The sequence below is a fragment of the Microlunatus speluncae genome, from assembly GCF_009299835.1.
Taxonomy (GTDB): Bacteria; Actinomycetota; Actinomycetes; order Propionibacteriales; family Propionibacteriaceae; genus Microlunatus; species Microlunatus speluncae.
Genome location: NZ_VKCZ01000019.1, coordinates 635950 through 658372, shown reverse-complemented (window position 1 = coordinate 658372; position 22423 = coordinate 635950). Strand labels below are relative to the sequence as shown.

The 22423-nt window shown below is 66.0% G+C and carries 23 protein-coding genes; 3 read left to right on the top strand and 20 right to left on the bottom strand.

The window, feature by feature from the left end; genetic code table 11:
- Window positions 1-25: 25 nt before the first annotated feature.
- The 18 genes from FNH24_RS25245 to FNH24_RS25160 all read right to left on the bottom strand — a co-directional run bounded on the left by FNH24_RS25245 (window position 26) and on the right by FNH24_RS25160 (window position 18874).
- Entirely contained in the window at window positions 26-1216 is a 1191-nt protein-coding gene (locus FNH24_RS25245; protein WP_152364971.1) for an alpha/beta hydrolase, read from the bottom strand.
- 46 nt (window positions 1217-1262) lie between these two features.
- On the bottom strand, window positions 1263-2249 hold the full coding sequence (locus tag FNH24_RS25240; protein WP_152364970.1) for an ABC transporter substrate-binding protein: 987 nt from the start codon (window positions 2247-2249) through the stop codon (window positions 1263-1265).
- A gap of 207 nt (window positions 2250-2456) precedes the next feature.
- On the bottom strand, window positions 2457-3308 hold the full coding sequence (locus tag FNH24_RS25235) for a dihydrodipicolinate synthase family protein (RefSeq protein WP_152364969.1): 852 nt from the start codon (window positions 3306-3308) through the stop codon (window positions 2457-2459).
- A complete protein-coding gene (locus tag FNH24_RS25230; protein ID WP_152364968.1) occupies window positions 3305-4399 on the bottom strand; it encodes a sialidase family protein in 1095 nt (364 codons plus the stop codon). The genes FNH24_RS25235 and FNH24_RS25230 overlap by 4 nt, the downstream gene beginning before the upstream one ends.
- A gap of 63 nt (window positions 4400-4462) precedes the next feature.
- A complete protein-coding gene (locus tag FNH24_RS25225; protein ID WP_152364967.1) occupies window positions 4463-5599 on the bottom strand; it encodes a LacI family DNA-binding transcriptional regulator in 1137 nt (378 codons plus the stop codon).
- Between the two features lie 102 nt (window positions 5600-5701).
- Window positions 5702-7054: a hypothetical protein gene (locus FNH24_RS25220; RefSeq protein ID WP_152364966.1), complete on the bottom strand. Its 1353-nt coding sequence runs from the start codon at window positions 7052-7054 to the stop codon at window positions 5702-5704.
- Window positions 7051-7983 (bottom strand): DUF8189 domain-containing protein, encoded by a 933-nt coding sequence (locus tag FNH24_RS25215; protein ID WP_161606307.1) that lies wholly within the window; start codon window positions 7981-7983, stop codon window positions 7051-7053. The genes FNH24_RS25220 and FNH24_RS25215 overlap by 4 nt, the downstream gene beginning before the upstream one ends.
- Before the next feature lie 170 nt (window positions 7984-8153).
- Complete coding sequence (locus tag FNH24_RS25210; protein WP_152364964.1) at window positions 8154-8480, bottom strand: hypothetical protein; 327 nt, start codon at window positions 8478-8480, stop codon at window positions 8154-8156.
- A 690-nt stretch (window positions 8481-9170) separates the two neighbouring features.
- The gene (locus FNH24_RS25205; protein WP_152364963.1) at window positions 9171-9515 is read right to left on the bottom strand and encodes a hypothetical protein; all 345 of its coding nucleotides are present in this window, start codon (window positions 9513-9515) and stop codon (window positions 9171-9173) included.
- A gap of 97 nt (window positions 9516-9612) precedes the next feature.
- Window positions 9613-11283 carry a choice-of-anchor G family protein gene (locus FNH24_RS25200; protein WP_161606306.1) on the bottom strand — a complete coding sequence of 557 codons (1671 nt, stop codon included), beginning with the start codon at window positions 11281-11283 and terminating at the stop codon, window positions 9613-9615.
- A 931-nt stretch (window positions 11284-12214) separates the two neighbouring features.
- Complete coding sequence (locus FNH24_RS25195; RefSeq protein WP_152364961.1) at window positions 12215-13183, bottom strand: ferritin-like domain-containing protein; 969 nt, start codon at window positions 13181-13183, stop codon at window positions 12215-12217.
- A 262-nt stretch (window positions 13184-13445) separates the two neighbouring features.
- A complete protein-coding gene (locus FNH24_RS25190) occupies window positions 13446-13940 on the bottom strand; it encodes a hypothetical protein (RefSeq protein ID WP_152364960.1) in 495 nt (164 codons plus the stop codon).
- 296 nt (window positions 13941-14236) lie between these two features.
- Window positions 14237-14581, bottom strand: coding sequence for an RNA polymerase sigma factor (locus tag FNH24_RS25185; RefSeq protein ID WP_152364959.1), 345 nt, complete (start codon window positions 14579-14581; stop codon window positions 14237-14239).
- A gap of 424 nt (window positions 14582-15005) precedes the next feature.
- Window positions 15006-15821 carry an anti-sigma factor gene (locus FNH24_RS25180; RefSeq protein ID WP_152365080.1) on the bottom strand — a complete coding sequence of 272 codons (816 nt, stop codon included), beginning with the start codon at window positions 15819-15821 and terminating at the stop codon, window positions 15006-15008.
- Complete coding sequence (locus FNH24_RS25175; protein WP_161606305.1) at window positions 15818-16432, bottom strand: sigma-70 family RNA polymerase sigma factor; 615 nt, start codon at window positions 16430-16432, stop codon at window positions 15818-15820. The genes FNH24_RS25180 and FNH24_RS25175 overlap by 4 nt, the downstream gene beginning before the upstream one ends.
- A 310-nt stretch (window positions 16433-16742) precedes the next feature.
- Window positions 16743-17333: a ferritin-like domain-containing protein gene (locus FNH24_RS25170; protein WP_246187054.1), complete on the bottom strand. Its 591-nt coding sequence runs from the start codon at window positions 17331-17333 to the stop codon at window positions 16743-16745.
- A gap of 37 nt (window positions 17334-17370) precedes the next feature.
- A complete protein-coding gene (locus tag FNH24_RS25165; protein WP_152364956.1) occupies window positions 17371-18033 on the bottom strand; it encodes a ferritin-like domain-containing protein in 663 nt (220 codons plus the stop codon).
- 115 nt (window positions 18034-18148) lie between these two features.
- Window positions 18149-18874 carry a sortase gene (locus FNH24_RS25160; protein WP_161606304.1) on the bottom strand — a complete coding sequence of 242 codons (726 nt, stop codon included), beginning with the start codon at window positions 18872-18874 and terminating at the stop codon, window positions 18149-18151.
- Window positions 18875-19105: 231 nt separating this feature from the next.
- Between FNH24_RS25160 and FNH24_RS25155 the strand changes: the two genes are divergently transcribed.
- Complete coding sequence (locus FNH24_RS25155) at window positions 19106-19975, top strand: DUF4394 domain-containing protein (RefSeq protein WP_152364954.1); 870 nt, start codon at window positions 19106-19108, stop codon at window positions 19973-19975.
- A 78-nt stretch (window positions 19976-20053) separates the two neighbouring features.
- On the opposite strand, the gene FNH24_RS25150 is transcribed toward FNH24_RS25155, so the two are convergent.
- Entirely contained in the window at window positions 20054-20512 is a 459-nt protein-coding gene (locus tag FNH24_RS25150) for a hypothetical protein (RefSeq protein WP_152364953.1), read from the bottom strand.
- 280 nt (window positions 20513-20792) lie between these two features.
- Between FNH24_RS25150 and FNH24_RS25145 the strand changes: the two genes are divergently transcribed.
- Entirely contained in the window at window positions 20793-21188 is a 396-nt protein-coding gene (locus tag FNH24_RS25145) for a hypothetical protein (RefSeq protein ID WP_152364952.1), read from the top strand.
- Window positions 21189-21245: 57 nt separating this feature from the next.
- Window positions 21246-21725 carry a DMP19 family protein gene (locus tag FNH24_RS25140; protein ID WP_152364951.1) on the top strand — a complete coding sequence of 160 codons (480 nt, stop codon included), beginning with the start codon at window positions 21246-21248 and terminating at the stop codon, window positions 21723-21725.
- 127 nt (window positions 21726-21852) lie between these two features.
- Here the strand turns inward: FNH24_RS25140 and FNH24_RS25135 are convergent, their stop codons facing one another.
- Window positions 21853-22209: a PRC-barrel domain-containing protein gene (locus tag FNH24_RS25135; protein ID WP_152364950.1), complete on the bottom strand. Its 357-nt coding sequence runs from the start codon at window positions 22207-22209 to the stop codon at window positions 21853-21855.
- Window positions 22210-22423: the final 214 nt, after the last annotated feature.

Here is a 22423-nt window from a genome sequence, read left to right as displayed (position 1 = left end):
TCAACCGGACCGAGGGACCCGCGGTTCACGACGCCTTGAGCGGGAAGCACCACTGCAGGGCCTCGGCGAAGAGTCCGCGCCACCAGGCGTAGTCGTGTCCCCCGGCGAACTCTCGGTACCTGGTGTCGTAACCCTTCTGAGTGAGCACGTGGTCCAGCCAACGGCTGTGGGTGTTCGAGCTCTCCAGTTCGCCCACGTCGTGGAAGATGCGGATCGGCGCCGTCTCCGCGGCGAGGTAGTCGGCGATCAGCGTCGGTACGGGGGTGCGGCGCAGCAGCTCACGGGCCCCGGTGCCCCAGGTGAGGTCAGGGTGGTACCCACACGACGGGGACTGGAGGATGGCGTTGCCGAAGGTGGTCGGGTGGTGCAGCGCCGTCCATCCGGCGCACAGTCCGCCGAAGCTCTCACCGGCCAGCGCCACATCGGCGGGTTCCCGCGAGAGCGCCAGACCCTCAAGACGCAGACGGTGGTGCAGCCACGGCACCAGTTCCTCGACCAGCATCCGGGAGAACGCGGGATTGCAGAGCAGTTCCCCGTCGCGCTGCGGTCCGGCATTCTCGACGAGGACCACCACACAGGGTCGGATCAGTCCCGCCTCGACCAGGACATCACGCACGCTCGGCGCGCTGTGCTCCGGCGTCCCGTCCAGGTGGATCACGTACGGCAGCAGGCCCGCGTCCGAAAGGTCACCCGGGGGCAGCGAGACCCAGACACGACGGTCGTCTCCCAGCAACTCGCTCGTCAACACCGCCGGTTCCGCGGCCGGAGCCGGCCGCGCTTCGGCCTGGTCGAGCCCGGGCAACGGCACCGCATCGGGCAGCGCCGCCACCGAGGCCCCGGAGAACCTCTCCACCGAGCACTCCGAGAATGCCGGCGGCGGATTGAACGGGTCCGGATGCCGCTCCTCCCCTGTCGGCCCGGACCGCGAGAACACGTACGAGAAGCGCAGGTCGGAACGCATCCGCAGGGTCAGAACGTGAAACGGCGTCCCAGCCACCGACGAGAACTCCGGGTCGATCAGGTTGAAGCCGATTCTGGGGCCGATGACGACCCCGAGCGCGACCGCCGTGTTGTCGCCCGGCTCGTCGGCGAACGTCACGTCCACCTCGGTCGCCGAGACCCGCTCGACGAGCGGGGCGCCCGTCTCCTCCAGCTGCCGTCTGAACCTTTCCGGACTCCACTCACCGCTCGCCAGCTTCTCGACGAAGGGATTCATCCCGTCCCTTCGTCCCAGCCGACTGCCGCCGGCAGCGAGAGGGTTCTCACTGCTTGGCCGGGAGGGCTGCCAGGGCGAGGTCGAGCGAGTCCAGGTAGCGGTTGACGGCTCCGTAGGAGTTGTTACCGGGGCAGAAGACTCCGAGCGCGCGACCGGAGGTGACGGCCGGCAGCGCCTTCCACGTGTTCGTCTCGATCACCGGCACGAACGGCTCGGTCGGCTTGCCCGCGGCGTCGACCGGGTAGGTGATCACGTCGTACTTCGACAGCTCGCTGAGCTGCTCGAACGACATGGGCGTCCAGGCCAGGGGTTCGTCGCCGTCGGCAGCCTCGGGGAGATCCAGTCCGACGTCTTCCCTGGCGATCTCGGAGCATCCGATGTCGGCGATGGCGAACGTTCCGGGGTCGGACGACGTCCAGCGGATGACGTCGACGAAGGAGGTGTCGGCGATGATCTTGCCGTAGCTCTCCTTGATCTTGGCGACCTTACCCTCGAACTCCGCCTTCTGTTGGCTGAGCGCATCCGCCACCTTGCCGGCCTCGGCTACTCCGTCGGCGAGCTCCTTCCACTCGACGTCGAGCCCGTAGAACACGGTCGGGGCGATCGCCTCGAGCTCCTTCGCGATCGCCTCGAACTCGGCGTCGGGCACCTGAACCAGGATGAGGTCCGGCTTCAGGCTGGCGAGTTTCTCCATGTCGACCTCGTCGGCACTGGCGGCGAGAATCGTGGCGGACGCGTACGTCGCCTGCTGGTCCTCGGGCAACCGCGCGACATCGGAGTCCGGCTCCGCCGTGACACCGATCGGTTTCCCGCCGAGGTCGATGAACGGCAGCGTCGTATTGCCGATCGTGGCGATGCGCTGGGGGTTGGCGGGGACCTCGATGGCGCCGTTGCCGGCCTGCACGGTGCGGGTCTCGCTGACTTCGCCGGCTGAGTCCCTGGCGTCGCTACCGCAGGCAGTGAGGACGAGCGTCGCGCTCAGCAGCGCGGCGGTCAGGGCCGCGCCGAACTTTCCCAGGGAGGTGATGCTCATGGGTGTTCTCATCTTTCTCTTCTTCTAGAGGCGAGGGGCCAGCGGTCTCGGAGCGTACGAGGTCGTGAACGGTGGCGCCATCGGGGAAGGCGGGCGGAGCTAAGGTTAGGTAACCCTCACCTGCAATGGTGTGCGCAGACTGCCACATGGTTAGGATGTGACGCAGTCTTCTCGGTCCACCCAGCCCCGACGGGATTCGAACCCGCGCTACCCGAGCCGGTGTGCCTGTTCGACGAGGGCCGCGATCTCGCCGGTGACGTCGGTCGTGATCACCGGCAGGGACATCCGGGACCGCCACGGCCGGCCCGACGCCAGCCGCAGGGCCAGCTTCTGCCGTGCGATCGACGGCCCGAGTAGCCCGACGATGCGCCGGATCTCGACCTGATCGTCGCGATGGCGCAACATCAGTTCCGGAGCGGCGGCGAAGCAGCCGGACACCACGCCCGCTCCCCCGTCGGCCCTGATCACCGGCAGCCGGGAGTCGTCACCGGTGTAGAGCGCCTGGTCCGGGCGGATCAGTCCGGCGAACGTCGCGAAGTCGTCGTTGGCGCGGCCGGACAGCTTGGCTCCGGCGACGTTCACGGGTTCCATCAGCGCCCGGAACGTCGCCGCGCCGACCTCGACCCCGGTCCGGTCGGGGAACAGATAGGGAAAGACCTGCAACTCCGGATGAGCCGCCGCGAAGGAGTGGGCGTGCTCGACGACCTGCCGATCGTCGGCCGGCAGATAGTACGGGGTCAGCAGCGCGACGCGGCGAACTCCGCTCGACGTCGCGTGCTCGGCCAGCCGGTGCGCCTCGTACAGCGAGCCGGCGCCGACGTGGGCGACCACCCGGTCGGGCCCGAGGACGTCGACGGCCAGGTCCACCAACTGATCACGTTCCGCCCGCTCGAGGGCCGGGAACTCGCCGGTCGTGCCGGCCACGAGGACGTCGGCATGATCATCCGGCAGCCGTTCCAACAGCTCGACGAAGGCGTCCCGGTCGATCCGGAGGTCGTCGTCGAACGGCGTCGGAACGGCGGAGATGATCAAGGGCGCCATCGGTACGGGACTCGTCACGGCACCCACCGTACGGCTTCGATGAAGCGCTCCGACCGGTCGCCATCGTTGCTGTAGAAGACGGCCAGCACGCTGCCGTCGTCCATCGTGATCGCCCGCGGGTAGCCCATGTCCCGGACCGCGGTGTCGTCGGTGATCACCGTCTCGCTCCAGGTCCCGCCACGATCATCGCTGATCACCGCGCGGAGCCCGTACGGAACGGCTCGGCTGCCGTAGACCAGCACCAGTCGCTCGTCGACCAACCGGACCAGGGCCGGCGGGTTGCCCCCGGCGCCGGCGTCCGGGACCGGGGTCCCCGCCGGGCGCCAGCTGCGGCCGTCGTCGTCGCTCGCGTACAGATCGATCCAGTGCGGCTTCGTCACCCCGTCACCGGCGCCCGCACAGCGCCGGGCGCAGAGGATCGTGCCGTCGTCCAGCACGAGCGAGGAGGGCATGATCGCCCAGCCATCCGGGTCCGGGCCGACCCAGCCACGCGGCTCGAAGGTCCGGCCGCCGTCGCCGGTCCACACCGAGAGGACGCGGCCTTCGCTGCCGTCGTCCTTCCCAGTGGTCAACTGGAACAGCGCCTCGTGACGGCCGAGCGGCGCGACGTCGGTCCGCGCGGCGACCGCGCGTTGCCCGAACTCGCCGATCGGGTGCGGCCCGGACCAGGTCCTGGCGTGATCCCGGCTGACGTAGAACCAGGACCGGGCGCCGTCGACGATTCCGGTCCGCGCGACCAGCACGATCGTCTCCGGATCGGTGAAGTCCACCGCTGTGGCCGGCGCGACGAACTCGACGGCGTCGAGGCGTGGCCCGACCTGCAGGGCCTCGTCGACGTGCTCGTCCCCGGACAGCGTCTCGACGCCGCCCGGCACGACGCCGGTGAACGGTTCATGGGTCCAGGTCCGGCCGCCGTCCAGGCTCCGCGCGACGACCGGGACGAACGGCCGCGACCTGTCCCGCGGGTGCAGCCCGGTGTCCGGGCCGAGCCAGCCCGCGATGAAGATCGACACCACCTCCTCGCCCCAGCCCCACAGCCCGTAGTTGGCCGGCCAGCCCGCGAACCGCCCGCTCTCGCGGTAGACGATGCTGCGTGTCGAGTCGATCAAGAAGAACTCACCCTTTCAGGCCGACAGCCAGACGAAGATCGTGAGAGTAGTCATCGCGTCCGATCATGGCGCCGTGGGTCGGGAAAGCTGGGTTGTCTCACCGGCCGCACGATCCCGGCGCGGGCTCGATTGCCGGATGATCAGTTCCGGCGTGAGGACGACGCGGGTCACCGGGCGGTTGCTACCTTCCTGGAGGCGGGCGACCAGACACTCGACCGCGACGCGGCCGACGTGATGTTTGGGCGGTCGGACCGCGGTGAGGGACGGCTGGCTCAGCTGGGCGACTTCGTCGTCATAGGTGACCACTTCGAGGTCGTCGGGGATCCGCATTCCCAGGTCGATGCAGTGCTGGACCAGGGCTTGGGCCGGTGGGTCGGAGTGCACGATGACCGCGGTCGTACGGTGCCGGCGGAGGTCGGCGACGACGTCGTCGAGGACCCGATCGCGACCGGGTTCGGTGAAGGCCGCAGTCGGGCCGCCGAGTTGTGCGGCGGGGTCGAGGTCGAGGGCCCGAAGCTGGCCACTCCACCCGCGTTGGATGTGCGGCGTCGTGGGGCTGAGGTCGTGGGCAAACAGTCCGATGCGGCGGTGACCGTTGTCGTGCAGATGCCGCACAGCCATGGCCGCCCCGGCAGCGTGGTCCGACACCGCCCACTCCAGCATCGAGGCCGGCGCCCGGCGTTCGGCGAGCATGACGGGTTGCCGCAGCTGCTCCAGCCAACGCACCAGCGCGCCCGAGCCGGGGGCCTCGAGCCCGGGGGCCGCGATCAGCGCGTCCACGCCGGGAGTGCAAGCCAGGGCGGAGATCTGCTTGCGGTCGTCGATCAGGTCACTGGACGACGACCGCAGCAGCAGCCGAGCTCCGGCCGCGTCGGCGGCAGACCGGGCGCCCGCGATGATGGCCGGCCAGTAATAGCTGAAGGACGGCACCACCATCCCGATCGTGAACCGCCGCCGGTGCTGCGTTGCCGCCGGAGCCGGCTCGAGCGCGGCATGGAAGGTGGTGTCGGGCTCGACCAGGGTGGCGCCGCCGTACACCTTGTCCAGCAGGCCACGGTCGGCGAGCGCGGCGAGGTCACGGCGTACAGTCATCTCCGACACGCCGAGCTCAGGAGCCAGCTCGCTGACCTTGACGGCGCCTCGAACGCGGAGCAGCTCGAGCAGCAGCTGCCGGCGCCGGTGCGCTAGGTCTCGGCTCATCCTCGGACCGGCGCCGGTGTTCGGGTTTGTTCGACCGTGTTGGGGCCCGGGCCGGCGACCGATGGACTCATGTCGCGATCATCCCGCACCTCACGGCAGGTCTCAGCTGGTGGTGATCCGGTACAGCTTGCCCAATCCCCGGTCGATCGCGACTGCGAACTGGCGGTTCGTCACCGGCACGGCCGCATACTGACCGGTCGCGGGATCGAACACGGCGACTTCCCTGACGCCCGACTTCACCGTGACCGTCGTGCTCGCGTTGGCCGAGTAGGAACGATTGGCGACGAGGATCCACCGCTCTGACCCGGCCGGTTGCCGGCGGAATTCTCCGACGACGACCGGGGAGCCGGCCAACGCTTCCAGCACGGCCGATTGCGCAGAGTCGAACCTGTCGCCGCCCAACGGAGGGTTGCCCGTGCCGACGTGGAAGAACACCCGCTCGCTCACCAGCTGCTTGAGCTGTCGGCCCACCGGCTGCAGATAGCCGTTGTTGATCGCCTTGGCATCGACATAGACCTGCGACTGGCAGCCGTCCTTCTTGATCAGCGCCTCGCCGAACTCGAAGTCCGGCCGATTCTCCGGCGTCCAGTAGGTGAAGTATTGGATGCCCTTGCAGCCATAGACGAGTCCCATCGTGATCTGCCACGCCAGCTCGGCATAGTTCGGCCTCTTCAGGTTCCAGTGGTCGACCGAACAGACATACACCCAGGTCGGCCGCTGCGAGGCGAGTCCCGCCTCACGGATTCGCCGGTGGTTGAGGAAGAAGGTCGCCCGGACGGAGTCGTCGGTGAGCAGCGGATAGTGGTCGAAGGAGATGAACGGCAGGTCGACCTGCTCGACGTAGCGCCGCAGGAACTCCTGATACGTCGCATCCAGATTGGCGCTGTAGATCGGCACCAGATTGATGTGGGCCAGCTTGTCCGGTGACGCCGCAGCCAGGACGTCGGTGATCATGCGGAAGCGTGGATAGTGGATCGGGCTGGGTTCGTCGGCGATGCGGAAACCCTTGAACGCGGGGAACCGCTCGTACTCCTCCAGGACGGAGCGCAGGTCGGCCTCGAAGCCCGTCTTGGGCACGACCTGGTTGATCCGGTCCTCGACCGGCAGCACCCGCAGTCCGGCGTCGTGGGCGACCGGAAGCATCGCGTGGTTCGCGGTCTTGTTGACCAGGTCATTGCCACCCATGACCAGATTGATTCCGGACTCGGCGATCTCGTCGTAGCGCTCGATTCTGGTCTGCCGTTGCGGCGGCGGCCAGAACAAGCCGATCGGAAAGATGTCGTCGGTCAGGATCTCCGGCGCGCCGGCGAGCGGCGCGGCGCCGCCGACCGGGGTGGCAGCGGCCACCTCACTGACCAGCGGGGAGAGCGCCGCCGCCCCGGCGAGCCCGGCGGAGATGCCGAGCAGCGCGCGCCGGGTCACGGTGGAGAAGGGAGGATTCGGCTGATCGCTCATCGGTTGCTCCAGGAGGTGCAGGCGGGTCCGGAGGTGAACTTCTTGGCGCCGGTCGAGGCCCAGGCGGTCCAGGTCTGGCCGGCCTCGTTCCAAGCCCGTTCCCAGATCTCCCCGTTGGTGCCCAGGGCGAACACGTTCAGCGTGTTCGCCTTGTGGGTGCCGGCGGCCGGCGCTTCGGTGAACTGTTGATCACCCGACATCGCCGTCCAGGCCGCCCAGCCGGTGCCGAATCGGTAGGCGGTGGTCCATACCTTCTGGTCCGTGCCGACCGCGAACAAGGCGAGATGGGTGGTCCCCCACGACGCCGCCGCCGGTCCGGAACCGAAGGTCTGGGTGCCGATCGGCGTCCACATGCTCCAGCCGCCTTGGGGAAGCGTGTGGATGTCGTAGATCAGGTTGTCGATGCCCTTGGCGAACACGTGCAGCCGTTCGGTGTCGTAGGCGACGGCTGCCGGACCGGAACTGAAGGTACGGGTGTCGCCGGCGAAGATCGGCTGCCAGTCGGTCCAGCCGCCGCCACCGAAGCGGTAGCGGTTGTGCCAGATCTTGTTGTCGGTGCCCCGGGCGAACATCGCGAAATGATCAGTACCCCAGGATGCCGCCGTCGGCGCGGAGTTGAACTCCTTGGTTCCGAGCGGTTTCCAGTTGCTCCAGCCGCGCAGCAATCCGCTGCCGTGGTCGTACGCGCGGTCGTGGATGCGCCGCCCGGAACCAAGCACCCCCAGGTGCACGATCCCCGCATTGTGCGAACCGGCACCGGCACCCGAGGCCAACTCGCCCCGCAGGCTTTCCCACTGGGTCCAAGGCTTCCCGGCTGTCCACCACCGGTGATACAGCTGGTTGTTCTCACCGCGGGCGAAGAGGTCCAGCGTGAGTTCGCCGATGCCGCGGGTCGGCGCAACGGGAACCGCCGGCGGCGGTGGCCCCACCGGAACGTTGGGTGAATTGATGCATTCTGCAGCGTTGACCGTCATTGGTTTCTGCACCCCTTTGAGCATCGTTCTCAGCAAGGCCAAGAGTTGCCTCGGGGTCCGAGTCCACCGGTCTTCGTCCCCTGCCACAACACGGTCGAACAAACCCGAACATCGGCGGGGATCAGCTAGGTCGACAACCGGGCGTGGACGGCGCCGGCGATCCGGCGGCACTCGATGAACCGGGGATCGGCGGCCAGTCGTTCGAACGGTTCGGTGTCGCGACCGATCTGTCGGGCCAGCTCGGCCAAGGTACGCAGCTGAGCGTCGATCTCCGGCCCGAACACCGCGCCTCGATCCAAAGCCACGGCGAGGCCGGAATCGTCGAACAGGAACTCCAGGCACTCGACGAACGACGACATCTCACCCGGTGATCGGCCGGTCCAGACCCGTTCCTGATAAGCGGGGTCTGCCAGCTCGGCCAGAGCGTCCATCACCAGATCGGTGTACGGCATCAATGGACCATCGCCGGCTGAGTCGTCTCCCGTCATCCCGCGACCAGCCACGAGTCGTGACACCCGGTCATGACCGGGATTCCTTGATCAACATTGTTGTACTCCTTGGCATACCTCAAGATCTCGAGTCTCTCAGCCTGGATCCACCGATGATCTTGGATCAGTGTGCGGACGGGTTGGCACAGTCGGCGGCCTTCACGAATGGCATGATCACTCGACTTCGCGCCCTTTACTCGTGCTTCGCGGCCGTTGTAGGTGGGGCGAAGCCACACAAAAGGGAGCGAAGCCGGCCACCACACGGAAACCTGAGGCCAAGCAGTCCTCTCGACGGGTGCGCCGCCCGCAGCAAACCCTGGCGGCACGATCTCGAGCCGACTCGTCCACCCACCCGGCCGAGACCGGCACCCGGCCGGCGACACCTATCCACCGCAGTCACCCCCTTTGGTGCGTCTTTCCCGGCCTATCGCCGAACCGAAGGAGGGGGCACCCTGGTTTCCCCTTCGACAGGCTCAGGGAACGAGAAGCTCGCGATCCGACCGATCCAAGATCATTGGCGGATCCAGGCTGAGCCTGTCGAAGCATGTCCTGAGCTTGTTGAAGGGGGCAGGCCAGGGAGTTGCCCTCGCCTGGGGTTTCGGCCGGCCGGAGAAGACGCGCCAAGGACGGGCCCGGCAGCTGGAGCGGCATGGATCACCGGACCGTCAGGTCGGCGGTCCACTCCCGAATCCGTCGACAGCTGATTCCCAACCGGGCGGCGATCTGATTTTCGGTCAACCCGGTAGTGGCGAGCCATTCGACCTCCGACCGCTGGGCTTCGAGCAGCGCTTCATCGAACACGTTAGGTCGCTGCCAGGTCGAGGCGTCTGGCAGATCGACCGATGCATCGACGATCGCTGAGTCACCTAGCCCCGCCTCGCGCGCCGCAGCGACTGCTCGGCTGTACTGACTTGCTGCCGCCCTGATCCCCGCCAACAGGTCTCTGCGGGCCGGACGAGGATGTGAGGGATGATCACTGGCCAGAATCTCAGAACTCATCTCAAGCCCCTCCAAGGTGTGGAATCGGCCCCTCGCACCGGAGTGCGAGGGGCCGAATCCGGTGATCACCCGAAGATGATCATTGCCAGGTCAAACCTCACAGGGCGGACCCTGCGTTGCGACGGAGACGGCCGACCACAACGGTCGTACCACCGGCGAGCACCAGGGCCCCGGCCCCGGCCAGAAGGCCGAGAGACAGGTCGGAACCGGTGTTCGGCAGCTCACCATCGCCACCATCAGCAGCGGCCGCGTAGTCGGCAGCAGCGTCATCATCAGCAGCAGCGTCATCATCAGCAGCGGCATCGTCATCAGCAGCGGCATCGTCATCAGCAGCAGCATCGTCATCAGCAGCAGCGTCATCATCATCAGCAGCAGCATCGTCGTCAGCAGCAGCGTCATCATCAGCAGCGGCATCGTCGTCAGCAGCAGCGTCATCATCAGCAGCGGCATCGTCGTCAGCAGCGGCATCGTCATCAGCAGCAGCGTCATCATCAGCAGCGGCATCAACCTCACCGGTGCCGTCGTCGGCCTGGCGGACCGTGGCCGAGGCCAGATTGACGACGGCGAGTGCCTCTTCGTCGTCACCACTCTCGTCCGGGAGCACGGTGATCTTCAGCGCGCGCTGCGTGAAGGAGCCCTCGGTGGTCGCGGCAGCGGACAGGATGCCCTCACCCTCGTCCTCCGACTCCCCGGTCGCCCGCGGATCGGTGAACTCGCCCGGGTTCTCCTGCACGTTGGCCTTGACCGACAAGACGTCCTCGGAGATCGAGTCGAACAGATCCTCACCGAGGTTGATGTCGCTGTTCTCACCGAGGATGTTGTCGAGCAGACCACCCTCCTCGCCACCGAGCAGATCGTCGCCGAGCAGATCCTCGTCGAGCAGATCGTTGAGCAGTTCCTCGACGGTGTTGCCGGCGCCCTGCAGAGCAGCCTCCAGCAGATCACCATCAATGAGCTCGGTGTTCGCCGGCAGCTCGTTCAGACCCTTGGCGTAGTCGCCACCCTTGGACTTGATCAACTCCTCGAGGTCGACAACGATCTCACCTTCTTCGATGTCGATCGCGACAGCGCCGTCACCGTCGCCGAGCAGCTCGCCGAGCTCCCGGTCGTCACCCTCCTTGGAGGGGGTGATGTTCAGCAGGCCGTCGCCGTTCTCGTCGGACAGACCGAGGTCGTCGAGCAGATCACCGAGCTCGAGATCCTCGAGCAGCGTGACGTCCAGGACCAGCTTCAGATCGCCGATCTGGTAATCGCCAACCGGCTCGCCGTTCTCGTCGTACGTGGCGGTCGCGGACAGGGCGCCCACCTCGAGCCGGGCCTGGGCCACCAGGTCGTCCAGCTCGTTGTCGACCAGGAAATCGGTCAGGTCGATGAACGCGTTGTCCTCGGCCTTGCCCTCATCATCGTCGCCGGCCAGCTCGATCGCACCGTCGTCGTTGATCGCACCGGCGGAGGCGAACGGCACGCCATCCTTCTCGGCCTTCGCGTACTGCCCGACCACACCGGCACCCAGCAGGTCGCCGGCGGAGCCCAAGGAGCCTTCACCGTCGGCGCCGATGAGATCAAGGTCGATCTCGTCCAGCACCTTGGCCTCGAGGTTGTTCTTCTCGACGGCCGGATCGTTGTTGCTCGAGTCACCGCGGTAGACCGGCTTGAGCGCGGCGATCTCGTTCAGATCGAGCGAACCGGAGGCGCTCAGGAAGCGGCCCTCAGCCTCCGCTCGATCCGTGGGCAGTGCCGACGCCGGGGTGATCGCCCAGAAGGACAACACGGATCCGGCCGCGACGGCAGCTGCAGCTAGGCGCGTTCCAACGCGCCGACGTTGCGACATGCTTCTCCCTACCTGCTACAGGAATTCCCAACAATGGAACTCCTCACGGACTGCCTAAGGACGGGAGCAAGTCGCAGAGACGTGGCTCACCCATTCCCCCAAGACAGTGATTTCTGAGGCGCGCAGCTTGCTATTTGCCCCCCCAGGCCTTTTAACCCGCAAGCGCGCCTTCCGGGATGAAGGTATCGGTACACCTACCGAGCAGCAAGGCAGTAACGCCGCCGTTACCAACTCGTTATCAGAATTTCTCAGGAACCGCGGAAATTCGCGAATTCACCACCGAACCTCGCGCCTACCCGGGGCACTGTTCATGATCAAGATGACTCGGTGCATCGCGCGCAGGATGCTGTTGACACACGGATCCGTGGGCTTGGTCACCACGGCAGATCGCGATGGATCCAGCGATTGCAGGAACCTGAGGAGTCCGCACAGCTCGCCGCCCACGGACTGAGACAAGAGCCCGATTCGCCATGTAAACAAGCCATCCAACGGGCAAGGCGCCCGACCGAACAAGCGGTCGAGCGCCTTGTCAGAACTGGAGCGAGCCAGTTGATCAACTCGTCTGTACCAATCCCCGATTCACCCCCGTCGTGTTGAGGTGAACTACTGGGGCATCGACGCCGATCGCAGGTAGTCCCAATCGGAATCGGTGCTCAAGTGCTGAGGACCTTACCGGACGATCTTGCTGTCCGGAACGAGTTGATGCGCCTGAGTTTCAGAAACTCAGGCAAACCATTTCGGGCATACCGAAATAACCCTGTGGCGAATTGCACATTCACCGGAATCTTCAGCTGAAGAACTGAAGGAAAGGATCGCCGATCGACCCCGATCGTTCTATCGGGGTCGTCGGCGGCGCTGACGAGTTCGGTCAGGCGTTGTTGTTGCTGGTGACGATGTCGCCATTCATGCCGGCTGGGTAGAAGCCGCCCTTGCTGACCTTGGCCGGGTTGAGGTAGACGATGTTCAGCACATCGCCGGCGCTGCGGCTGTAGGCCACGCCGTTCTCGTCCGCCGGCACGATGTTGGCATCGCCGTCGGAGTCCTCGACTCCTTGATCATTGTCGACCGAGCCGCTCAGCGCGTCCCGGGCGTCGGACAGCTTGCCGGCCGCCTTCTTCAGATCATGGCCGCCGAGCAGACCGCCGAGGAGACCTTGGTTGTCCTCATAGATCAGGGTGCGGATGTTGGCCGCATGGTAGGCCTCGACGGCCAGGATGCCGGCGGCGGCCTCGAGGTAGGTCTTGTTCTGGATCAGCGGCGCCGCTCCCTTGTAGGCGGTGACGCCGACGTCCTCGAACAGGTACGCGGCGAGCAGGAAGTTCTCCTCGCACTCGAACGCGTCGAACTCGCGGCCTTTCTTCACGATCCCGGCCGCCTGCGCCGCCGCGGTGAAGCTGGCCTTCAGATCGATCGCCGGCTGCGCCACCGCCGCCGACCCGAGCGCGCTGCGCAGGAAGTTGACGTGGGCCAACTCGTCGGCGGCGATCTCGGTGGCATACTCCCGGGTCTTGCGGCTCTTGAACCGCACCTTGTGCCCGCCGGTCACCTTGCCCTGCTTGCCGGTGCCGCTGGTCAACTTGCTCGGCAGACCGTTACCGGTCACCGCATACAGATAGAACTGGGCCTCCAGATACTCCAGGTTGAGCGCGAAGTTGAGCACCGACGCATCGCTCAGCGCCGCACCGCTCACGTCCGCGCTGGCCGTGCCGGCGTTGAGCGCGCCGGCACCGATGACACCCAAGCCGGCGATCCCGGCGCCCTTCAGGAAGCGGCGCCGATCTCCCTCGGTCTCCGCACTCCGGTTGATCAGATCTGCTGTGAACTTTCGTCCGAACACAGGTTTCCCCTCACGTGGTCTGGTCCCCGAGTAGACGAACCGGCCAAGGAGGTCCAGCTGTCAGCTGCGCAGTTGGCTCTCCACACCGGTCCAATCGGGTAATCGGAGCCATCGCCGGTGCGGATTGGTCAGAACCCGGACCAATACTGGTGATTTTGGGCGTTGCCACAGATCAGCACGGTCCGGACGTGGCAGCGGCTCCACAGTCGGTGTGACCGTGGAGCCGCCGCGTCTAACCCCGAGCGGGGATGAAGCTGATCAATCAGCCGAGCACATCATCCAGCAGATCATCGCCCAACAAGTCGTCGAGCAGATCATCCAGATCAAGATCATCGAGATCAAGATCACCCAGCAGATCGAGATCGAGATCAAGATCCAGGTTGAGCTCGAGGTCGATATCGATGTCGAGGTCAGCCTCCAGGCTGTCCTCGATGCTGTCCTCGAGATCGGCGACGGTGGATTCGTCGACCGTCCCGTGATCCTTCAGCTCGGACTCGATGGTGCCCTCGAGGTCGGCTGACAGGGCGACCGAGAGTTCGGCCGCAACGTCGGCATCGAGCTGATCGGACAGCTCGTCCTCGAGCTGCGCCTGCAGCTCGGCGGTGATCTCGGCCGCGAGGTCCGCGCTGACCGAGGTCGAGCTGTTGCCGTCCTCGATGACCGGCTCGGCACTGGCAATCGAAGCGCCCGCAAAGCTGGTCACAACCACCGCGAGAACGGCGGCTGCACCCTTGGCCAGTGGCTTGAGATAACGCATTTCACTCCTTGAGATAGGTTTCACCGGCTTCCCCACTGCAGTGAGTGAGCCGGCTGGGGGGTCCTACGCTCTTCTCCTGGCATTCGAGCCCGACCGCGCACCGGATTGGTGCGATCTTCGGTTTCTTGTGATCACCGGCTCGCCTCGAGCTCGGGGGCGAACGCCGCCGAGCACCAATCTGAACGGGCTGCGGTGTCGAAGTGTTGGTGTCCCGACAGCCTGATCGGCTCCCCGTCGCGCGCCGATCTCGGCCCGAAACCTTCATGGACGAAGGAGTGACTGTGATTCTCCCGCGATCAGGCGGAGCTGGGAGTGGTGGCCAGGTGCCGATCCGATCTGGTGACGGCGACCTGCTCGGACCGCAGGGCGGCCAGCGCGTGGAGGGTCACCCACGTCCAAGGCTTCATCTGGTCATACCGACGGCTTCGGCTCCACAGTGCTACGAAGGTGTTCACGACGATCCGCCGAACCGCCTGGTCGTCGGCGATCTGGGTTCGGGCCCAGCGGTAGACGCCGGGTGCGACGACGTCGTAGAGGTCGCTCACGAGCGCGGGGTCTCCGCTCTGCTTCAACTCGATCAGCAGTTCGCGAATCCGCAGTTCATCCGATTCCACCCAAAGACCTCCACTGGTGACGGGCACGTTCGGCGAGAGGCACGGTACTCAGTCTCAACGCGGCGTGGTGCAGTTTTGCGGCTGCGATTTCGGGAGACCCGTGCCGTCCGACCCTGAATCCGCGGATCACCCGGCCGCCGACAACGTGGCCGAGGTCAGCAGGGCCATGAGAAGAGCCTGGCAAAGCGGTGACACCGTGCCGACCGGCCGACTGTGGGGCCTGCCCGAACTCGCCGAGGACGATTGCTGGGTCGACATGGCCGGAGCCGCGGCGTTGGCCGGTGTCGAGCCCAGCACGATCACGAGCTGGCTCTCTCGGGGCGGGCCCAAGACGTGTCCGTTCCCCCGCGGAACACGACATCTGTACCGACGACTCTGGCCCCGGCAAGCCGTTCTCGATTGGATGGCCCGCTACCACGGCCAGCCGTAGCGCGATCACTCCGCCGGGAATTCAGAGCTCGGCGACGCCGAACGGATCGGTGGTCGGCTCGTCGGCGCCGCCGGCGGCCTCGACCGTCAGGGCGAGTGCGTCCGCGCCCGCCAGCTGGTCGATCCAGATGTCTTCGGCGGCACCACCGTGGAAGATCGGACCGGGAACCGCGCGGCCTTCTCGCATGGTCCAGAGTTGGTAGTCCCGCGCCGGTCCAGCTGCACCGATCGTGCCGGTGAGCAACGCCCGATCCTGAGCCCGGGAGATCAGGAAGGTGCCACGGGATCCGTCCGGGAACTCCACGGGCCGGTACCGCAGATCGGGCGCGCGAAGGAGTTCGCTGGTCGATTGTTGAATCCTCGTGGCTTGCTCGAGCTGGCCGATCTGTCGGTGCTGGACCACGGCCCAGCCGCCCAGGATGAGGCCGACAATGACGCTGGCTGCCACGGCCAGGGCAAGCCAGCGGCTGCTCCGCCGGTGTCGTACGTCAGCTGACCCGGCCCCGGCTATCGACAGTGGATCCGGATCGGTGGAGGTCCGGGCGATGGCAGCAAGAACGTCGGACCGCAGCGTCTCCGGCGGGGCGAACGACTCCGGCTCATCGTCCTCGGGCGGATCGATCCGAGTCTTGGTGATGGCCGCGAGGACGTCATCGCGAACGGACGCCGGAGGTCTGGCCGCGGCCACGACGCTGAGCTGGGCCAGTGTCTCGGCGAACTCGGTCACCTCACGGCTGCAGGATTCGCAGCTTTCCAGATGCTCACCGAAGACGATCCGAAGCTGGTCGTCGAGCGCATCGGCGACGTAAGCACCGACATAGCCGTGAATGTCATTCATGATTCCACCCCCAACGCGTCGCGGAGTCCGATCAGCCCATCCCGAATTCTTGTCTTCGCCGTCCCCAACGGCAGGTCCAGCATCCGAGCCACCTGGCGATGGGTGTTGCCGCCGAAGTACGCCAGCGTCAGTGCCTCCCGCTGGACATCGGTCAATGACCGGAGGCCGGTCCGCACTCGTTCCACGTCGACCTGGTGGGAAACTCCGTCCCACACCACATCGAGTTCAGGCAACGATTCGCCGCGGCCGTAGCGCTCCTCGCGGTCGGCCCGCCGCTTGTTGGCCCGGATCAGATCAACCGAACGGTGGTGCGCAATGGTGAGCAACCAACTCAGGGCAGATCCGAGCTGCGGACGATAGCTGGCGGCCCGCCGCCACGCCTCGACATAGGTGTCCTGGGTCACGTCGGCCGCGGATTCCGGCGAACGCACGATTCGCAACGCCACACCGTAGACGCGTGCTGCCGTCACGTCATAGAACTCGGCGAAACTGTCCTCGTACCCGCGGGCCGCGCGTGCCATCAGTTCTCTGAGCCGTTCAGGCTCGGTCACCATCAGATCCTGTACGGCCGCAAGCCGAGGCGGGCGAAGTGGCCCTTCAGCCCGGGTCATCGCCACACCTCCGATTCCGTGAAACTGCGAAGCCTGCCGACCTTGCGGCCTACGCGATGTCCGACCGCGACGCCGCAGCCAGCCATAGGTTGTTCGGCGCAGGCATTCGGGTGGATTGGTCTAGCTGCGCGCTAGGGCTTGTTGATCATGAGTGCCAGGTGTTCACCGTGATGGCTATGCAGATCAAGAGTGTGGGCGAACTCTGCTCGGCATGGCTTCACCTCCCCGTGAGTGGAGACGGACACGGTCCGCACCCACTGTCTGATCTTGGTGGGTGCGGACCGGGTCGTGTGGGTGCGACCGCCCCGGCCTACAGGGTCTGCTCGGCGACGATGAAGGGCCCCGCTGCCTTGAGGACCTTGGATTTCGAGGCAGGCGTCTCGAACGCACCTTGGTAGACGCCGCCCTCCGCCTCCTTCTTCTGGAGCACGCCGATGATCGCCGCGTGCCTGGCCTCGACGCCGAAGATGCTGGCGGCGGCGGTGAGCAGTTCCTTCTCCCGGAACAGCGACGGCGCGGCTCCGAGGTAGGCCTGCACGCCGAGGTTCTCGAACGTGTACGCCGTCTCCAGGTAGCTCGCCTTGGACTTGAAGGCCTCGCCGAAGTCCACCTTCGGCGCACCGACCGGGGTTTCACCCAGCTTCTCGATGGTGTCCTTCAGCGCCCAGACGTGCGCCTCCTCGTCCTTCTGGATCGTCTCGAGGTAATCAGCGGCCTGACCGCTGAGCAGCTCGGCCTCGTTGCCCTGACGGTAGAATTCCGCCTCCAGATACTCCAGCGTCAGCGCATAGTTGAGCACATCGATCGGGCCTTTGAAATCGCCGTCCTCGGCGAAAGCCCACTTCGCGCTCAGCATGTCGATCGCAATCGCGCCCGGAATGACGGCGGCCGCGCCCTTCATCAGATCTCGTCTGTTCAATGCCATGATTTGTCACCCCTCACTTGATGAACTTGTCGGCGGCTTTGAGGACCTGCTTCATCGTCATCCGCTTCTCGAACGGAGACGGGAACGGATTCTCGTCGATCAGATGCGCGATGACCGCCGCGTGCCGTGACTCGACACCGGCGATCGACGCGGCTGCCTTCAAGATGTCGGCATCGTCGACCCGGGCAACCTGGCCGTGATAGGCAGTTACGCCGAGCTCTTCGAAGGTGGCCGCCGTCGTCAGGAAGGTCTCGCGATCACTGAAGGTCCCGTCCGGGAAGCTGAATTCCGGCTTCGAGACCGCCTTGCCACCCAGGTCCTTGATCGTCTGCTTGACCACGGCGACATGCTCATTCTCATGATCACGAATCGGCTCCACGAGCTCCAACTCGCGATCCGATACCGCGCCCTCCTTGATGCCCTTGGTGTAGAACTCAGCCTCGAGATACTCCAACGTCAAGGCGTAGTTCAGGATCTCAAGATCATTCGCTGTCGGTTCGGCCCCTGCCGTACGCTCGCGGTGCGTGGCAGCGGCCAACGTTGACCCGACTCCGACGACAGCGGCGACCTTCAGGAAGTTCCGGCGCAAATTGTCGTCCCGGAACCGCAGCACCGGCTGGCCGTCGAACAGCACGCGTTCGCCGGACCCGGTGCCTGAATTCTGATGCTCGGTCATGCTCGAGCTCCCTTTCGTTCTCGGTCGATGTGAAACTGTGGACTAACGAACTGATCAGTTACACCCCCTCTTTGGAGCGCTACTCAGTACCTTCCGGGCACCTCGACGGGCCGGGTCAGGAGCGCTGCTCGGCCCGGACCACGATGCGGAAGATCGGATTTCCTTCGGGATGACAGGCGAACAGGGTCACCTGCCGGTCCGTGTCATCGTCCGGTTGCTTGAGCACGAAATCCTTGTATTCGTCCTCCGGCACGATTGCCGTTTCGACCACGGTGAAAACTGTCGTCTTCCCGCCCTTTAGCGTCGTCTCGATCCGATCGCCCTCGGCGAGTCGGTCGATCTCCTTGAACGGCTGAGTGTGCGTGTTGCGGTGTCCGGAGATCACCGAATTTCCCAGGCCACCGGGCATCGGCGTGCCCGGCCAGTGCCCCGGACCACGCTCCAGCGGCTCGCCGTACACGCCCTCACCGAAGGTGGCGCTCAGCCCGATCGAGGGAATCTCGATCCGACCCAGCCGGCGGTATTCGCCCGGGTCGGTCTGGACCGACGACACCTCGCGCGGGTCAACCGGCAGGTCGTAGCCGGCCGACGCGCCCGCCCGGATCTCTTCAGCCAGGCGCCGGACGTCCTCACTGGTCGGCGCGTCCTCCGTCGAGGGTGTGCTGGACGGCTCAGTGGCAGCAGACGGGCCGGGACTCGGCGCGGCGGCCGGCGGCACCGCCTGCGGTTGCCGCAACGAGTCCCAGGGGATCAGCCAGGGCACCACCGCGCAGGCCAACAGGACAACGGTCCCGATGATGATGGACAGCGGTCGGATCCGTCGGCGTCGACGGTGCCCCACGTTGGCCATCCCTACGTCGCGATGCGCTCGGTGCTCAGTGATCTCACGTCGACCGTTCGTCGCCGACGCGCCGGCGGATTGGTCAACGACGACAAGAACTTCGATCAAGGGGCTCGGCTCAGAAGTCCCGTATCCCTGTGGATCGGGCTTCGGCTTGAACGAAGCAGGCGGGGACCCGGTATCCCCTGGCAACCGAGCGGTCCCGCTCACACCCGTCCGTAAGGAGCACCGATGAACCGCGTTATCAAGACCACGCTGGCCGGGCTGGCCGCAGCCGCCCTGACCACCGCCGCGAGCGTTGCCCCCGCCGCGGGCGGCACGCTCGATTCACTGCTCGGCGGGCTCCTCGGCAGCGGTGGCACCGCGGTCGGGCTCACCGATCACGGTCACCTGGTTTCGTTCAAACTGCGTGCGCCGGAATCACCGAAGACCATCGGCGCCGTGCACGGTCTCAAGGGTGACAAGAAGCTGATCGGAATCGACTACCGGGTCCAGAACGGCAAGCTGTACGGAGTCGGGAGCTCCGGCGGCATCTACACCGTGTCGACGTCCTCGGCGAAAGCGACCAAGGTCAGCCAGCTCACGGTGACGCTGCAAGGCTCCAAGTTCGGGGTCGACTTCAACCCGGCCGCCGATCGGCTCCGGGTGATCAGCGACTCCGGTCAGAACCTCCGCCACGACGTCAATCCGGGAGGTGCCACGATCGCCGACGGGACTCTGACCCTCCCGCCCGACCCCGCGGCCGCTGCCGGAGTCACCGCGGCCGCGTACACCAACAACGACCTCGACCCGGACACCGCAACCACCCTGTTCGACCTCGACACCACCCGTGACCAGGTCGTCCTGCAGTCGCCGGCCAACTCGGGCCAGCTCAGCCCGACCGGCAAGCTCGGGGTCGACGCCGGATCCGACGCCGGATTCGACATCTATTCCGAGCTGAGCCGGGGCAGCACGCAAGCCGTGGCGGGCTGGGCCACCCTCAAGGTCGACGGCCGGTACGGCCTCTACTCGATCAATCTCCTCACCGGAGCCGCCGATCGTGAAGGTCGCTTCCCCAGCCGGCATCAGGTCACCGACCTCGCCGTCACGCTCGACCGCTGAGACCGGGGCCCGGGCCGGCTGAGGGGCGGGCCGGTCCGGGCACCCGTTGTCAGCTTCAACGCCGGGGTTCCGGCCCAACTATGGCGTCCGGGTGTAGACGATCCGCTCTTCGGCCGCATCATCGCCGGCGTCGTCTGGATAGTGCCACGTGCCGGCGTACTCGGAATTGTCGTCAGCGAAGCGGGCTTCGAAGTATGTATCCGATCCGACGTCGCCCTGGCTGACCCGGATCACTTGCCCATCCAGCAACCACGAGTACGTGGCTTCGTTGCCCAGAGTGTCGAGGTAGCGAGCGCGCAGCGTGTCGGTCGTTCGATCGTGAGAGATGTGTTGGATGTTCGTCAGCTCGGCGCCGTTGACGACGACGCTGACCCGGCCGACCAGCAGCAGGCCATCTCGCACGGATCGATACTCGGCATCCCCGGCGATACCCGGCCCGGTCACTCGCCACCTCCCGCTCAAGCGCTCAGCCAACTCGGCCAGCCTCGGATCAACTTCCGCCGCTACCAGTCCTGCTGTGTGGTCGCTTTCGGTCATGGTGCTCCTTCGAGACGAGTTGATGGTCGCTTGACCCACACCTCCACTACGAACTGCTCCCGCACCGAAGGACATCCGGGCAGATCGGAGGCGCCAAGGTCTGGCCGACCGTGCGGCGACGTGCCGTACAGCCTGGAGGTCCTGGGTAATTCCGTCGACGGTAACCGCGGCCGATAACCGATTTATAGCGGCGTTTCCTACGGTCAGAACTGCCTACAAGGGGACTCGGCTAGCCCGGGTCCAGGAAGCGAGAGTGATGCGGAGCATCAGCAGAACCATCATGACCATCGGGGCAGCCGCAGCGGTTGTTGTCGCTACGGCAACGACCGCCAGCGCAGAAGCGGACACCCCAGACGACCATTGGGTTTCCGGCGGTTGGTGGGCGTCGGTGATGTGGAACGACTATGAAAATCGGGATCACGGCAATGACCTCGACAACGTCTGGATCGAGGACGAGTGGGGAGACGGCTACTCGGCCAAGCTCTACGTCTACCGGAACGGCAAACTCGTTGATACGGCGCACGCCTACAACGGCGACGAAGCCTCAGCCAATGATCTCGGCAACGTCCCCAACGGCGGGTCGGTCTACTGGAAGAGCTGCTTGTGGAACAACGGTAAGCCGGTGTACAACGATCACGGCCAACCGGAGTGCTGGTCCGGATCGTTCTACGAATGACACGGCTGCCGAAACCGTCGGCGATCGCCCGGCGACTGGGGTGGGAGCATGAGGGCCATGGATCCCCTGGAGGAGTCCGCGGTCTGGAACCGCGCCGCCGGCGAGCCGGGTCCCGATTCGCGATCCGGCGACCGAGCCCTTGCGGCGGTGATCACCTTCGACGGCCTGGTCAACAACGGCGGTCTCGCCCACGCCTGCGACGTGCTGAGCAGCGACGAGTTGGCTGCGGCCGAACAGGGCTACCGCTACCTGCGGCTGCCCGACGTGGCCGACATCGTGATGGACGCACGATCCCTCTCCACCGACCACCCGGCCGACGATGAAGTGTTCCAGCTGCTGGAGCGCCGACTCGACGAGTTGATCACCAACGACACCATCGACAACCAGTTCCGCGGTCTGCTGTACGAACGGCCCTACGACTTCGCACCCGTCTCCACAGCCGACCTCGCTGAGCAACAACGCCACTGGGACGAAACCCAACGGCTCCTCGGCGACCTTCTCAACCAGAAAGGCTCAACCGACCCGACCGGTCGGTAGCTGACACCAGGTTCCGGGGACGGTCCACTGATCCGCGCGCATGACGACGAACCGTAGGGACCCGCCGAGCCGACAGGCCAGAACCTCCTCCACGGTGCCCTCGGGACATCGCTTGGAGCTCCGGGCCTTACCGGCGTCCGAGGCGGCGCTCACCGGAGGACCCGGCCTGGTAGTCGAGGCCGTAGTGAGCGAACAGAGCTGGTTCGGTGGCGGAGTCGAGTTCGCCGTCAGTGTCGATTGCCGGTGCGTTCTTGGCCGTCTTCTTATCGGTCCGGACGCGGACATGTTTGGGTGCAACTCGTGCGCCGTCCAGCGGCACGAAAACAAGCCGTCCGCCGCCGGGAAGCCCGACTTTGATCGTGGCGAAGGTGGGCACGTCGGTCGCGGTGTCGTAGTAGATCCCTTCCAGGGTGCCGATCTTGGACCCCTGGTCGTCAACAACGTGCTCGCCGAGCCAGTCACGGATGTCATCTGCATCGAACATTTCGTTCCTCCTGCGCCTGCGATCGGGCTCCTCGGCCCAACCACGTCGAGCGACGGACATCCTGAGCCGTACCCGGCCCGCTCCGATCACAAACCGTCCCGACGAACGGTTCGTACCCGCTCGAGTCCAGATCGCCGACACGAAAAATTCTGTTACTCGGTAGGGATGCCGGTCGTGCGGCGAGTGATCACCAGTTCGCGGGCGATGTCGGCCA